15 protein-coding genes and 1 pseudogene are annotated in these 15,210 nt (G+C 44.8%); 11 read left to right on the top strand and 5 right to left on the bottom strand.

The features are described from left to right. Window positions 1–278 precede the first annotated feature (278 nt). From ASG02_RS12840 to ASG02_RS12820, 5 genes are all read left to right on the top strand, one after another. A complete protein-coding gene (locus ASG02_RS12840; RefSeq protein WP_056064093.1) occupies window positions 279–695 on the top strand; it encodes a YbjN domain-containing protein in 417 nt (138 codons plus the stop codon). A gap of 678 nt (window positions 696–1,373) precedes the next feature. Continuing rightward, window positions 1,374–2,672 (top strand): cell envelope integrity protein TolA, encoded by a 1,299-nt coding sequence (locus ASG02_RS12835; protein ID WP_056064090.1) that lies wholly within the window; start codon window positions 1,374–1,376, stop codon window positions 2,670–2,672. Window positions 2,673–2,683: 11 nt separating this feature from the next. Further along, on the top strand, window positions 2,684–3,148 hold the full coding sequence (locus ASG02_RS12830; protein WP_056064087.1) for a hypothetical protein: 465 nt from the start codon (window positions 2,684–2,686) through the stop codon (window positions 3,146–3,148). 366 nt (window positions 3,149–3,514) lie between these two features. Further along, complete coding sequence (locus ASG02_RS12825) at window positions 3,515–3,949, top strand: sigma factor (protein WP_056064084.1); 435 nt, start codon at window positions 3,515–3,517, stop codon at window positions 3,947–3,949. Next, window positions 3,949–4,779, top strand: coding sequence for a tyrosine-type recombinase/integrase (locus tag ASG02_RS12820; protein ID WP_235514038.1), 831 nt, complete (start codon window positions 3,949–3,951; stop codon window positions 4,777–4,779). Before ASG02_RS12825 ends, ASG02_RS12820 begins: the two co-directional genes overlap by 1 nt. Here the strand turns inward: ASG02_RS12820 and ASG02_RS12815 are convergent. Then, entirely contained in the window at window positions 4,760–5,578 is an 819-nt protein-coding gene (locus ASG02_RS12815) for a tyrosine-type recombinase/integrase (RefSeq protein ID WP_056064078.1), read from the bottom strand. The two genes, ASG02_RS12820 and ASG02_RS12815, sit on opposite strands and share 20 nt — an antisense overlap. A gap of 230 nt (window positions 5,579–5,808) precedes the next feature. On the opposite strand from ASG02_RS12815, the gene ASG02_RS12810 reads away from it, so the two are divergent. The 4 genes and pseudogenes from ASG02_RS12810 (at window position 5,809) to ASG02_RS12795 (ending at window position 10,426) form a co-directional block, all read left to right on the top strand. Further along, window positions 5,809–6,252 carry a hypothetical protein gene (locus ASG02_RS12810; protein WP_056064075.1) on the top strand — a complete coding sequence of 148 codons (444 nt, stop codon included), beginning with the start codon at window positions 5,809–5,811 and terminating at the stop codon, window positions 6,250–6,252. A 137-nt stretch (window positions 6,253–6,389) separates the two neighbouring features. Then, entirely contained in the window at window positions 6,390–8,348 is a 1,959-nt protein-coding gene (locus tag ASG02_RS12805) for an MHYT domain-containing protein (protein ID WP_056064072.1), read from the top strand. 364 nt (window positions 8,349–8,712) lie between these two features. Next, a pseudogene (locus ASG02_RS12800) lies at window positions 8,713–9,645 on the top strand (IS1182 family transposase); the annotation flags it as partial. A 67-nt stretch (window positions 9,646–9,712) separates the two neighbouring features. After that, window positions 9,713–10,426, top strand: coding sequence for a transposase (locus tag ASG02_RS12795; protein WP_082478703.1), 714 nt, complete (start codon window positions 9,713–9,715; stop codon window positions 10,424–10,426). Window positions 10,427–10,464: 38 nt separating this feature from the next. Here ASG02_RS12795 and ASG02_RS12790 read toward each other — a convergent pair whose 3' ends face one another. Next, the gene (locus ASG02_RS12790; protein ID WP_056064064.1) at window positions 10,465–11,109 is read right to left on the bottom strand and encodes an NAD(P)-dependent oxidoreductase; all 645 of its coding nucleotides are present in this window, start codon (window positions 11,107–11,109) and stop codon (window positions 10,465–10,467) included. Between the two features lie 72 nt (window positions 11,110–11,181). Next, entirely contained in the window at window positions 11,182–11,367 is a 186-nt protein-coding gene (locus ASG02_RS12785; protein ID WP_023466792.1) for a 2-hydroxymuconate tautomerase, read from the bottom strand. A 169-nt stretch (window positions 11,368–11,536) separates the two neighbouring features. Between ASG02_RS12785 and ASG02_RS12780 the strand changes: the two genes are divergently transcribed. Next, window positions 11,537–12,061, top strand: a complete 525-nt coding sequence (locus ASG02_RS12780) for a hypothetical protein (RefSeq protein ID WP_056064062.1) — start codon at window positions 11,537–11,539, stop codon at window positions 12,059–12,061. A 65-nt stretch (window positions 12,062–12,126) separates the two neighbouring features. Continuing rightward, a complete protein-coding gene (locus ASG02_RS12775) occupies window positions 12,127–12,621 on the top strand; it encodes a YwhD family protein (protein WP_056064059.1) in 495 nt (164 codons plus the stop codon). Between the two features lie 35 nt (window positions 12,622–12,656). Here the strand turns inward: ASG02_RS12775 and ASG02_RS12770 are convergent, their stop codons facing one another. Further along, entirely contained in the window at window positions 12,657–13,502 is an 846-nt protein-coding gene (locus ASG02_RS12770) for a metallophosphoesterase (RefSeq protein WP_069201494.1), read from the bottom strand. 90 nt (window positions 13,503–13,592) lie between these two features. Further along, window positions 13,593–15,149, bottom strand: coding sequence for a BCCT family transporter (locus tag ASG02_RS12765; protein WP_056064105.1), 1,557 nt, complete (start codon window positions 15,147–15,149; stop codon window positions 13,593–13,595). Window positions 15,150–15,210: the final 61 nt, after the last annotated feature.

The raw sequence follows: 15,210 nt of genomic DNA, 5'->3' as shown, positions 1-15,210 counted from the left end.
ATTCAGAATCGGTTTTTCGTCATAGAACAAGGCCCTCGAAACGACTACACGTTTCGAGGGCCTTTCGTTTGTGAAACTGAGTTATGTCCCAGCCTCTTTTAATAATGAGATGTAACAATACGTATGTTTGATTAAATTACTTAGTAACGACTACTTTCAAAATCAAAAAATCGATGGAAAAAATAAAGAATACATAAAAAATAAAAGGAATATGATTACATTTAAGAGAAAAAGTATTTTAAAATGTTTTCTATTTTGAATTTAATGGAGGTTAAATAATGAAAAACTCTCAAGTATTTCGAGACCATTTAAACGAAATTGAAGCAAGTATGGAGGAAATCGAACTCGATAACAATAATATTGGTTTTAGACGAGTAGAACATTTTGAGGGTGGTGGTTCCGTTGTCATGGGGATCATCTTTCAAGAAGATCAAGACATCATTGAAATGCGTGGTTGGGGACTTGCAAATATCAATAATCCGTTAAAAAAAGAAAATCTCCATGAATTACTAAATACATTGAATCGCGAATATCGTTTCGGAAACTTCATCGAAGTAGATGGACAAGTCGATTACGCCTACACGTATTATGCCGATACTAATTTTGATCCTATGCTAACTGTTCATCTTTACGTAATGATCTTAGATGCAATGAAAGAGGTATATCCAAAGTTCATGAAGTTACAATGGACTTAATCCTTAAAAAAATTAATGAAGACTTGTATACATTCGCCTTCTATTCTCTTCAGAGGATAGAAGTTTTTTTCTTCACAAACACTATATTTATGAATTTAAGCATTAAAATAACTACTCTTATAATTAACATTTAGAAGAATAGAATTGCCAAATGCACGCAGCGTTATTGAGCAAAAAGAGTCTTAACTAGTCTTAACTAAAAAAGGAGAATTCGCTATAGACCACAAGATAGATCCGCACGCCTCTCGTAATGTTTTAAATGAATCTCGCTGAAATGACCGATAAGATGATCTTTTCAGTTACACGAAGCTGATAATCAAAAAGTAATACTACTATACCTTAATAAAATCATTACTTCTTGTAAGTATAATCATACTTTTAAATTACTATATATGTTTATTTCGTTTATAAAAAGTTATAATATTTTCCTTTTTTAAAAATTATAGTAAACTGAATTTAAGTACAATATTTAATGGGCGTATACCACCACCTCTTAATCATGAAGTTATAGAGCATACAATAAAATAAATTTTCCCTTCGCATTATGTCTTGATACTATACTCATTAAATTTAAAAGTGTGTTTTATTCTTAGTTAACTACAACATAAATGACACTTGTTATTTTTCTCTTTTACTCGGATTGACGACAAATGTTAGAACATCAAAAGGAGATTTTTCATGAAACAATCTATTAAACATTTTTTCAGTTTTGAGTGGAAGCACCATCCTGTCACACTTTCTATTACGGCTAGTTCTTTATTTTTTATAGTACTATCTTGGGTATTGGACTTTCTTTGGTCAAACGATACATACATGCTGACATGGTTGTTTTTCCATCCTTTCTTTCCAATCGAATCACTTTCTTACCAAGCTGTTGCACTGATTTTCTTTTGGTATCTTTCCAAAAATCTTGAGTCTTACCTCGGTTCGATCGCATTACTTAATCGCCTGATTTGGATTTCACTTCTTTCAGCTAGTTGTTTTGCTTTAGTCAGAGGAACGGTCTATTCAAACTCATTATTCACCTTTGATTATGCCATCCTTTCTGCACTGATCTGTTCTCGATTCGCACGGCGTAAAACCATGCCAAATTCAGAATATCCGTTGTTTATATTAGTTTGTATCTTGATGGGCGTGTGCCTAATTTTTCTACCGCAGCCATCTATCGTATTGAATATCTTTGCTATTTTCATCGGCGGTATATTCAGTTTTTCGTTTCGCCCCTTTAAGTTCAAAATCGGCGAGTCATCAATTCATTATAAAATTCGTCGTCGTGTTGGATGGTTGACTGTCTTTTTCTTCGCGCTTTTATTTGTTAATCACAATCATTCTTTTTCTTTCTTAAGTCTACTCCAAGTAGAAAATACAACCTCACTTCAAGTCGAAGCAGACTCCGAAGAAGACTCCAATCAGAAGAAATTATCAGAGTCCGAACTGATTAAAAAAAAACAACGAGAAGAACAGGAACGGATTGCTCGTCATAAAAAACAGTTGTTTGAGAAAAAAAGGCAACAAGAGGAAAAACGAAAAGCTAAACAAATTGCAGAACAACGAAAGAAAGAACAACAGCGAAAGAAAGTCGAAGATGCTAAAAAAATGAAAAAATACTTAAATCAAAACATATCTTTAAATAGAACTTGGTATGACTCTAAGATTGGGCGTATTCAAATTAAAAATGTGTATGCCAAACGTAATTTGAAACAAAAGATGATGTCACTTCAAGTCCAACTCGTACTAACTGCTAAAACTAAAACTGCTTTTGATATATCGAATGCTCAATACACCATATATTACGATCAACTAGAGACAGGTCTCGGTTCTTTAAAGGGAGATTTAACACATGTATCGTCCATCAAGGGTAAAACTACTAAAACGTATGATATTCGTTTCGAAGCACCACGTGATGTAAAACAAGTTAAACTGATTTTCTTCAATGCTGATTACACTAAACAAACTTCCATTCCTGTGAAGTTTTAAGGAGTCTACATATGTACAAGCTATCATTTCTTATTCTCGTTTTTGCTGCTGGTGTTTGGGGAATCGTGACATATGATTTTGATAATTTAATGCCCTTCTGGATTCTACTTATCTTTGGATGGGCTAAACAATTTCGTTTTAACCTACCTATTATAATGCCCGCATTGGAAACAACGCAGTCTACTTTTTCACAAAAGACATATGAACGATTCACACCACCAACCCATACCGTCACATCCCAGCATAAAATAAAGCCCTATATTCAAGACCTACTTCATGATCACAGCGCAACCATGAACATCATTCAGAATTACTACAATCAAAGCGGATCAATTGATCATCAGCTATTACATGCTTTAGAGCGCAAATTAGTCAGCGAACTAGAACCCTACGTTACTCCTCTTTTATTAGAGACAAGTGTATTCATGGATTTATTAAGAGGCGAAGTTCGAAGATATGTACGTCAGAATAAATAAAAATATGCCTCTTTTTATTCTGTATTTCAGGAATAAAAAGAGGCATATTTTTTCATCGTAATCATTTAAATCGTAATCTATTAAACATTTTTTAGATATTAAAGTTAATCATGGTAGATTAAATACTTTCCGAACACTCCAGCGGATAAGTAGAGTTATCCTGAAAGCAATCGCGCGAGAATGCGGGTTTATCTGAAGCGAATGGATAGAGTGACGCAGAATTGTATCACTTACGCTACTTAAAAGTTGAAGAATCCGTTGGCATGATTGAAGAAATGGGGCGTTGCATCGAGCGGATAACTCTACTTATACTAAAACTACCGCGGAATACATAACAGATATGCATATCTGAAGAAACGGATACTCATGAACGACTTACTACGTAACTGGATTCCCCTCGTCAACTCCCTCCTGTCCCGCCTCTCGATCCACCCGAATGAACATGATGAATGCCGGCAAGCCGCCCTGCTCCGACTTTGGAAATCAATTGAAGAAGGAAAGGTCATGACTGTCACCTTCGCCCGGATTCGAGCAAAAGGGGCGATGCTCGACTACTTAGCGACCCGCAACCGGACGCTTGCGACCGAAGTCGCGGTCGAGACGATGCCGGAGCTTCCTCGGACGCCGAACGTCTCCTTTAGTTATCTCCTCAGCGAACTTAAACGGGATCTGTCGAATAAGGAGTACACGTTTCTCGAAGCCTTGATGCACGGAACAGAAGAGACGCTCGGTTACTCCCCGGCGCGACTGCGCTCATTAAAGTCGGAACTCCGGCAGAAAGTCCAGTTCCTCCTCGGATGATGCCCTATTATCAAGAACGCCTACTTGCGATCATTGAACAGGCGGACTATCGCCCTTTGACGAAAAAAGCCTATCGCTCGGACGTACGGCATCTCTGTCGTCATGTCGAACGGATCGATGTCCCGTCGCTGCAACGTTACGCTAAGTTTTTGCGTGACACTTACGCCCCAGCAACTGCAGCCCGGCGCCTGCATGCTCTGTCGATTCTGTTCGATCAACTCGTCGCTGAACGTTCGCTCCAGACGAATCCGTTGGCACGCATCAAAAAACCGGTTCCCACATCTCATCGGCGACTTGCCTTTACGTACGACGACGTCCATCGTGTCCTCGAGACGATTCGCGACGAGACTGTCTACGCCTTTAGTTTTCTGCTCCTGCACACGGGACTGCGGTTTTCAGAATCCCGTGACTTACAGCTTGCAGACGTCGACTTTGCGCGCGATCAGTTGCTCGTCCGGAGCGGTAAAGGGGATAAGTCACGTCAAGTTCCGCTGCATCATGCGTTGCGCGATGTCCTAGCGCGTTACATCGAGACGATCCGTCCTGACGCCATCCCACTGTTTTGCGAAGACAGCGGACGACCCGTCAATCCGGCAAAATTTCGCCGTGTCTTAAAAGAGGCGAGCAACAGATGTCTTGGACGGATCCTGCGGCCGCATGACATCCGGGTGACGTTTGCGACGACACTTTATCACGTGCACCAGACGGACATTCTGACAATCATGCGCCTGCTCGGTCACAGCGATGTTCGGACGACCCAACACTACGTCCTACCGTCACACGACATTGCTCATTCGTCGGTTAATCGCCTCAAGCGGACAGACGATTAAGAACGTCCCGGACGTGATTCGTCTGGCTACGGATATATCCTTCCGTCGTCGAGATGCTGGCGTGACCAAGCAGACGCTTTATATCGAGCAACTTCAATCCTGCCTGCTGATAAAGATAGGTCGCATAGGCGATCCGCAGCATATGTGGACGAACGTGACGCTTTAGAGACGTAAACCCGACTTCGCGTAGTGCCTTTCTCGCCGCATGTTCATTGATCATCCGTCCCGTGACGGATTGAAACAAATAGCCGGTCGTGCGACCTGTAAGAAACAGACTAATCTTATCGCAAAGGGTCTCCCCGATTGGAACAGTCCGCGTTCGACCGCCTTTCCCGTGACGAACGTACAGTTCGTTCTTCGCTAAATCAAAATCCTGCACCGTCAACAAACGGGCCTCCATGAAGCGGAGGCCCGTTTGACTGAGCACCTCGAAGAAAAGGCGATAGGTTGGATCATCAATCTGTCGAATCACGGGAATCAACTCTTCACTATCATGATACGTTTCATCTTGGAGACGTTGATGGACGATCGGACGAATCTCGACCATCGGATTTTTTTTGATCCGTCGCCGCTCGACGAGAACGTTTCCGAGCCGGTGTAAGACGTGATAACGTCGCAGAATCGTCGACGGCTTATAATGTGCTCTCATCCAGTGAAAGTAGCGTCGTAAGGACGCAACTGACCAGTCGACGTGATGCAAACGCATTTGCCGAAGATCACTCCGGTACGCCTTGATCGTATGGGCTGTCCGCGAGAAGTCCGTCAATAAATACTGATCGAGATAATCATAGTGAGTCATGGGTAGTTCCTCCTTTGTATGGTGACAAGTGATGGAACACACGATTGATTTTCGATGAAATATCAAGAATCGCTTTCCCTAAACGATCAATGAGTGAAAAACAAAAATAAGGAAAAAAGTTACAATCATATTAAATCTACTTTCTGTAGAGCAGGAGAGAACACATATCTTTCTTTACCCTGAACGACAGCGCATTGATTCCATCCACTAATCGATAAAGGAGCTTACATATGAATACGGATAACGACTATCTTGGCAATCCCTCAGATATTCTCGTCACGACGTATGTGACGGAAGAAGACTTACGCGATATCATCGCAATCGAATTCAAAGACTTCTGGCACCCGAAATTACGCATCACCCCACACGAACTCGTGATTACCGGATCGACCGTCTCAACAGAACATCGCTTTGCCCATCATAAACCGTTCACCCTCACGATTGCCCCGTTTCGCATCCGTCATAACATCATCTCGTTTCATATCTATGACATCAGCCCAGCATCCCAAGAACAGACGATTTTGAATCTGCTAAAGGCAAACCCAAACTTGTCTTACAGTTATCACATGATTCATGTCCATCTTCAACCATGCGACTTCGGAAATCCGTTTTTCCATACGCTCCAGTACACAAAATTAATGGATCATAAAATCCTTGTCGGTCTTCATCTATAATCGATACGCTATGATTTTTTCCGCACCCGCAGATGTTATTTAAAAAAAATGTATATGATTGAATGAAAAAGGGTATCTAGATTACACCTTTACCATTCGATTAAACATTTCACTCTGCCGAGGTGACTTCTTTCATCATGCCAAACCATACGATGCATGCTCATACTGATTTTTTACTCGTCACGTTATCTTATCTGATTGCCGCAACATCCGCCTACATCGCAATTGAACTCGCGGGACGTGTCAAAACGGCGACTGATCATTCGAAACATCTTTGGTTGATTGCCGGTGGATCAATTTTAGGTCTCGGCATCTGGTCGATGCATTTTGTCGCGATGCTTGGTCACGGTACCTTGAAGGATGCGACCTACTCGTTCCCGCTCGTCTTTCTGTCGGTCATCATCGCGATGACGGGATGTATCCTTGGCTTTTATCTCGTTGCCCGCCGCATGTCCCGTGAATCATTCGTTCTTGGCGGCTTCTTGATGGGAAGTGCGATTGCCGGCATGCATTATGTCGGGATTGCCGCTTTACAGGGAATGACCCTTCAGTATCATACAGGATATGTGTTGCTCTCGATCTTAATTGCGATTGCTGCTTCTTGGACCGCACTTTATATCGGTTTCTTTTCGCGTTACGCGAAGCAACAGATGCTGGTTCAGACGAAAGTCTTCTTTGCTCTCATCATGGGTATTGCGATCTCCGGGATGCATCACGTTGGCATGCTCGGTTTAGAGTTTCAGATGATTCCATCGTTCACGAGTGATCAAGTTATCGAACCAGCGATGCTGTTGACACTTGTTTCAATCGTCACGCTCTTTTTATTCATCGTTTTCTTCGCTTCCGTCTTATTTGACCTTCAGTTACGTAAACGTGACTTCATCCAAGCGACGATTCTTGAATCAACCGAAGATGGTGTCGTGACGACGAATCCTGATGGTCTGATTCAATATGCGAACTCGCTGTTTCATGATTTTTTCCCGGAACGCCACCCATACTTAACGGAACATGACGCGACTTTACGTCTTGATGTTCCTGACCACACAAAACAGATGCTACACGTCGACGAACGCATCCTTGAAGTCGTTAATCATCCGCTAAAAGGGGAGAACTTGAATCAGACACTGTGGTTCTTTCGCAACGTCACCGATCAAGTGTCGTCCCAGCAGCAACTCGAACACCTTGCCTTTCATGACCGGTTGACGGATTTACCGAATCGAGACAAGATTACACTCTTCATCGAGGAACAGATTAGACAAGCGATTCCGATTTCGTGCCTCGCGCTCAGTATGGATTGTTGGCGTTCTCTAAGTGATATGCTCGGACATAAAGGCGTCGAGAGTCTGTTGTTGCAAATTGCAGAACGTCTGCAAGCGACGATTCACATGCGTGATGTCCTAGCACGCCTTGATTCATCCGAATTTCTTGTTCTCCTCGTTGACGAACGCAGTCAGCTAGCGACACAAAAAGCCGAGAAGTGTTACGCTGCCTTATCACAACCATTTGATATCGACGGAACCGTCATTACGCTGACAATGCGCGCCGGGATTAGTCATTACCCGGAAGACGCCACAACAGCAGAAGAACTGATCGAGTATGCAAAACTGGCACTCCATGCTTCGTTTACTGAAGCGCAAAACACGATCAAGGAATTCAAGGTCGAGAATCGAAACGATATCTTGCGAACCGTCCAGATTGAAAAATTCATGACGGAGGCACTCGAAGCAGAAGCCTTCGAGCTTGTCTATCAACCAAAGATCGAAGTAGTTACGGAACGAATGACTGGTGTTGAAGTGTTGGCACGCTGGACGCATGATGAGCTTGGCTTCGTCTCACCGGCCGAATTCATTCCCGTTGCTGAAAATACCGGGGCGATTCACGCCTTAGGTGACTGGGTGTTACGTACCGCTTGCCTACGCTGGGTCACTTGGCAAGACCTGACTTCGGAACCGTTCTCGATTGCTGTTAACGTCTCCCCACTTCAGTTCGCGAGTCAAAAATTTCTACGTCGCGTCGAAACGATTCTCACAGAGACAGGAATGAATCCGGCATACCTCGAGCTCGAAATCACGGAATCCGCCGCCTTATCGTATTAGACGGCTACCTATGAAAAATTAGCACGACTACAGGAACTGGGCATTCGTCAGACTGAAGACAAAGTGCAATTTTTCTCTGACGAGAAGGATTGCGCTTTTTTGTTCGTCTCGAATCGTTTTCCTGGGACAAGCATCGCGCCGCTTCNTCAGACTGAAGACAAAGTGCAATTTTTCTCTGACGAGAAGGATTGCGCTTTTTTGTTCGTCTCGAATCGTTTTCCTGGGACAAGCATCGCGCCGCTTCGCTTCGCTGCAGGGTCGCTCTTGTTTGTTTTTCCCTAGGAAGCGATTTCGAGTGAACAAAACGCTTCTCTGATCCTTCTTCCGGGTATAAAAAAGTAGAAAAGAAGAAGGAGGACTTCCTATGATGGGTAAGAGAGATCACCATCATCGCTCAGAGAATATCACCATCACATTGGAACAACTGGTCCCTCAGGACCATCTCGTCCGAAAAATAGATGCAGTCATCGATGTCGACTTCATCTATAGTGCCGTAAAGAACTTGTATAGCGAAAACACAGGCAGACCAAGTRTCGATCCCGTTCTGTTAATCAAGATGGCGCTTCTTCAATATGTATTCGGYATTCCCTCTATGCGGCGTACCATCAAAGAGATTGAAACCAACGTGGCATATCGTTGGTTTTTAGGTCTTGGTCTGGATGAGAAGGTGCCGCACTTCTCTACATTCGGCAAAAACTACGTCCGGCGTTTTCAGGATACAGACGTCTTTGAGAGTATTTTTTATCGGGTCCTCACGCAAGGAGTCGAAGCCGGGTTCGTGGACCCGKCGGTCCTCTTCATTGACTCMACCCACATCAAAGCAAACGCGAACAAACGGAAGTATAAGAAGAAGTTCGTTCGACGCGCCGCACAACAGTACAAAGAAGAACTAGACCAAGAAGTCAACGAGGATCGGATTTTGCATGGAAAAAAGCCTTTCACCCCCAAGATRAAGAAAGCTGAAGAACACGAGACGAAGGAGAGTACGACCGATCCGGAGAGTGGYTATTACGTGAAGGGGGAGCGTGAAAAGCAATTCGCCTATTCGTGCCATACCGCCTGTGATCGGTACGGCTTCGTTCTCGGGATGATTGTAACGCCCGGAARTGTCCACGACAGTATCGTCTTTCCGGCACTTCTTCAAACTGTCACGCACCATTTCGGACAACCATTCGCAGTCGTCGCTGACTCTGCCTATAAGACTGTTCCAATCGCCCATCATCTTCTCAAACAAGGCATTTTACCCGTCTTCCCTTATACACGCCCCAGAGGGGTAAAAGGAATGTTAAAAACAAAANGAGCGTGAAAAGCAATTCGCCTATTCGTGCCATACCGCCTGTGATCGGTACGGCTTCGTTCTCGGGATGATTGTAACGCCCGGAAGTGTCCACGACAGTATCGTCTTTCCGGCACTTCTTCAAACTGTCACGCACCATTTCGGACAACCATTCGCAGTCGTCGCTGACTCTGCCTATAAGACTGTTCCAATCGCCCATCATCTTCTCAAACAAAGCATTTTACCCGTCTTCCCTTATACACGCCCCAGAGGGGTAAAAGGAATGTTAAAAACAAAAGACTTTTACTATGACGAACATTATGACTGTTATTTATGTGAAAACAATCAAGTTCTCCGTTATCGAACGACGACGCGAGACGGATACCGTGAATATGTCTCGAATCCTTTTGTGTGCGAGACATGTCCTCTTCTATCCCAATGTACGCAAAGTCGCGACCACAGAAAAGTCATCCATCGCCATCTCTGGCAAGAGGCGATGGATGAAGTGGAGCATCTCAGACATACAGTCGTGAATCGTGCGTTGTATCGCAAGCGTCAGGAAACAATTGAGCGTGTCTTCGCGGACACCAAAGAGAAGCATGGCATGCGTTGGAGCCGCTATCGAGGGCTGAAAAAAACGACGCTTCAAGCGATGCTTACTTTCATTGCCTTGAACCTCAAAAAGCTTGCGAATTGGTCCTGGGATTCCCCCGGGAATCCATGTCTTCACTACGTTTTAATAGGGAGTACATACAACAAACCCTCATTTCAATTACGAAATGAGGGTTTGTCTACAATCTGAGAGCAATAGATCAGCAGATCCATTGCTCTTTTTGTCTATTATTTCGTTTCACCGTGCGAAGCAATTCCGACGCGGACGCGATGGTGGGTTCCGTCACGGTAGACTTCGTAAGCGAACTGCGCGACGTTTTCCCGGGGAATCGGTCCTGTCGATGCAGTGAAGCGTGTCGTCTCAATCAACAAGTCGTCAGCAGCAAGTGCTTTATCTTCCGTCAATTGTGTTGGGCAGATGACGGTGAAGTCGACGTCTGCATCCTTTAAAGTCAAATAAGCTTTCAGGTGATCCTCTGCTGCGATTGTCGAGCGGCGACGGGATTCACTCGATTGGAAACGATACTTTCCAGGTTCTTCTGACGCATCGAGAATGCCTGCTGTACCAATGAAGACGATCCGTTCGATGCCTGCTTCCTTCATCTTGGTGACGAGATGTGGAATTGCTGTCGAGAGAACCTGCTGTTGATCGGTACCGAGACAACTGAAGACAGCGGTACTTCCTGCGAGTGCTTGTTCAAGATCGTCCGGGTTTGTGGCGTCTCCCGTCAGGATATGAAGGCGATCGTGAACTGGTAAGTCCGATGACGCGGAACGCACGAGTGCTTGGACATCGTAGCCATCTTTTAATAAACGATCGATTAGAGGGCGACCCGTTCGACCGGTCGCACCAAGTACAGTAACAGTAGTCATAAGAATTCCTCCTTGGAGATCAAGTAGATGGGAAAAAGAGACGTGCGGTAACGACCGGACGTCTCTTGTTGATTATTTATCTGCAAACATGACGCCAGCTTGACCATAATCTGTTTTTTCCATCTCTTCGATGAAGACCGTGATGTTTTCTTTTGGAGCATTTGTCGTTTCCGATACCGCTTCCGTGACTTTTTCAATCAAGGCGCGTTTTTGTTCGACTGTACGACCCGATAACATTTTAACCGTGACATATGGCATGACTTCATTTCCCCCTCTAGCATGATGACGATACGCCATCAGTATAGCGCATTCGATAGGGGATTCGTCAATTCGAACATCGTTTTCGAAAAAGAAGGGTATAAGGTAGGAGCTATTCTTGTCGGAAGCGAAGGTAGTCATACACATACGGCAGAAAAGGAGAGACATAATGGACGCGATCATACGAAAAAAAATTCATACGCTACTGATTTTTGATCGGACGTTACCAGAAGATACAGCTTATCCATTGTCTGGCCCTAAAGGACTCGAGGTTGCAGATATCGTCTTTGAACAGAACATCCCGTTCGGTCGACTCGTAACGGATAAAAAACTCGCTCAACTGCTGAATCAAAAAGAAGCGAAGCGATACGGGATGCTGACATTGCTTGAGGACGATGTACGTTTCAAACCGTTGTTTCAAAATCGAAAACCGACAGCCGACATGGAAGAAGAGGTTGAGGCAAAGGTGCGAGAACTGGCGCATCAGTTACGTGCGATTCGGTCGCAGTGTTCTTCGCTGGAACGTCTCTTTTTATTCGGTCGTGCAGCGCAAACCCTGTTTGATCGTGCTTTGCTTCATCTCGAAGAGGTCAATCCCCCAGCCCACGAGGAGATTGCATCCATGACGTGTTATCGTCTCCCGACGATTCGCCGAGCGACAGAGGATCAATTACAGTTACTCCGTTACGAGTGACTGGTTGCAGACACCTCGGAATGCGGTATGATAGAAGCAACAGGAATAAAAGGGGACAAAACACGATGGAAAAAAAGATTAACTTCAATATCATTTCAGATAACTCTACAGACGGTCACGGAGGATTCGGTGTCGGAACACTCAGTTTAAATAGTATGTCACCAGTCATCATTTCTCCGGAAGACGGTGAAGCTTACATCGATATGGGTGCGATGCACGCAAAAGCAGCAATCGAGAAACGCGTCAAGTTCACGACGGATAAAGTCGATACACCGAACGGTAAACTGTACTGGATCGTCTGGGTGACGGTTGGTCGTAAACCTGAAGGCTTCTATTACGGTGGTGTGGCTGCTTGTGACCTGCTAGTCGATGCAGAAGCACGGCGCGGATTCAAGATTCTTGCCGACCACGTCAATAAGATGGATAAATCCCTTAAAGGACGGATCGTCGTCGATCACATGGATGAGCGTTCAAAGGAATTGTTACGTGATTTCTTAAAGACTCATAAACCTGAGATGTGGGAAAATGCTGACACTGCTTTACATGAAGCGTTGGTCTAAATAAAAGAACGTGTGCCGCGGCACACGTTCTTTTTTCATGGTCGTTTCAGCGTCAAGACGACGAGTTCTGGATGATTGAACAGACGAAACGGAAACAGGCTGTTCCCGAGACCACGACTGACGATCAGTTCAGTCTGCTGTTCCTGATAGCGGCCTGCCGTCACGGTTGGAAAGAATCCTTGACCAGGCGCATACAGACCTTCCGTAAAAGGTAAGCGGATCTGTCCGCCGTGGGCGTGACCGGATAAGACGAGATCAACGGAACGCTCTGCATACAAGGATTTATATTCCGGACGATGCGCAAGCAGGAGCTGGAACGCATCAGGCGATACGTCTTGCAGTGCTTGATTGAGACTTTGACGAATCCCATCCGGTTCTGATAGTCCTTCGCGCCAACGTGTCGTCGTCGGATCATCGATACCCAGTAACGAAATCGATTGTCCTTTATACTCGATGACACGCGTTTCATTCCGAAGAACGGTGACACCGAGCTGCTCAAGTTTCGGTAAAATCGTTAAATTTCGTCGGACTTCATGATTCCCGGTGACGAAGTAGACAGGGTATCGATCGACGAGCGCTTTCATAAGTGTAAGGGCAGCTTCTTCTCCGTTTCGCCTCGAGTCAATCAAATCGCCAGTCATGACGACGAGATCTGGTGATTTACGACTAATTTTTTTCAATAGTCGTTGTTGATCCGATCCGAACGCTTTGCCATGTAAGTCGGCGATTTGAACGACGCGATAGCCATCAAATGATTTTGGCAAGCGACCCGACGTCACTGTGATCTCTGAGACGTCGATGACGTTATTTTCACGATATAAAAACCAACTACCTAGGGCGAGAATCCCAAGGGATACGAGCCAACGTGTACGTTTTCGCATGAGTCACCTCATTTCTTTCTGTTCAGCATAATTCAGGATAACAAAAAAGACCTCCTTCCGTATGCGACGGAAGGAGGAGTTCAAAACAATTTAAGCATCTTGCTTCAAATCAGTTACTTCTTTTTGGGCATCAGGTTCATCTGATAACTCCTTAAATAGAGCGATAATCATCATACCGACGACGAAGATGAACGGAAAGGCGGCAAGAACTGAAGCAGCCTGCAAGGCGCTCAATCCTCCGGCATAAAGTAAGACAGCGGCAATCGAAGACTGGAGAACACCCCAAGCGAGCTTAATGCGTAAGCTTGGCATGAGACTACCACCAGACGAAAGCATCCCGAGAACATATGTCGCGGAGTCAGCCGAAGTAATGAAGAACGTCGTGATCAAGAAGACAGCGACGATACTGAGGAATGTGCCTAATCCACCGAATGTCTCAAACAGAGCGAACATGCCGGTTTCGACTCCTTTATCGTTAATCGTCGTGATCAAATTGACGTTTTGGAACAGTTCATTCCAAATTGCTGATCCGCCAAAAACAGAGAACCAAAGCAATCCGAAAATCGTTGGGACGAGCATGATTCCGATGACGAACTCACGAATCGTTCGTCCCTTCGAGACACGAGCAATAAACGTACCGACGAATGGTGACCATGAAATCCACCACGCCCAGTAGAAGATCGTCCAATCGTTGATCCAGCCGCGTTCATCTGGATTAAAAGCAGATGCGCGGAAGCTCATGACTGGTAAATTTTGCAGATAAGCTCCTGTCGTTTGGACGAAGAGGTCCATGATGAAACTAAACGGTCCGAGGAAAAGGACGGCGACCATCAATAGAACAGCAAGAACAATGTTGGCGTTACTGAGACGAACGATTCCTTTATCAAGACCAGATGCGGCACTCATCATATAAAGGACCGAGACGATCACGATAATGATCATTTGTGTAGCAAATGAGTTCGGAATACTACTTGTCAAGAAGTTCAGTCCACCTGAGATTTGTTGCGCACCGAGACCAAGTGACGTCGCGACACCGAACGCCGTTGCGACGATGGCGAGTACTTCGACGGTACCTTTACCGGCTGAAGCGAACTGAGGCTTCATCAATGAAGCGACCGTGTCGCCAATCGTAGCAGGACGTCCTTTTCGGAATGTCGAGTACGCGATGGCAAGTCCGACGATCGCATACAAGGCCCACGGATGTAATCCCCAGTGGAAGAACGAATAGCGCATCGCGAGTCGTGCCGCTTCCGTCGGATCATCCGTTGCGACCGGCGGTGTATGGAAATGCGTCAAAGGCTCTGAGACACCCCAGAAGACAAGACCAATTCCCATACCAGCGCTGAAGAGCATGGCAAACCAAGAAATGAGACCATATTCAGGTCGGTCCGAATCCTTACCGAGTCGGATGGAACCGAAGCGGGAAAAGATTAAAAAGATAGCAATGATTAAAAAAGCACTCATGCCGAGAAGATAAAGCCAGCCAAATCCGTCAGAGACAAAGGATTGTGCTTTAGCTGTGACATTTCCGAGACTAGCTGCACCGATTAGGGATTCCGGTAAGATTCCCCATATGGTAAAGAGCACACAGAAAATGACGGATACCATAAAGACTTTTGTAATCTTACTTTTTCGATTATTTTCCATCGTGTTCCACACCTTCTTTCGAATTTTACATGGTTGTTCTGTATCAAATGATGACAACGAC

The sequence above is a fragment of the Exiguobacterium sp. Leaf196 genome (assembly GCF_001423965.1).
Classification (GTDB): domain Bacteria; phylum Bacillota; class Bacilli; order Exiguobacteriales; family Exiguobacteriaceae; genus Exiguobacterium_A.
Note: the sequence above shows the minus strand (reverse complement) of the source record. Positions and strands in the feature narration are given on the sequence as shown.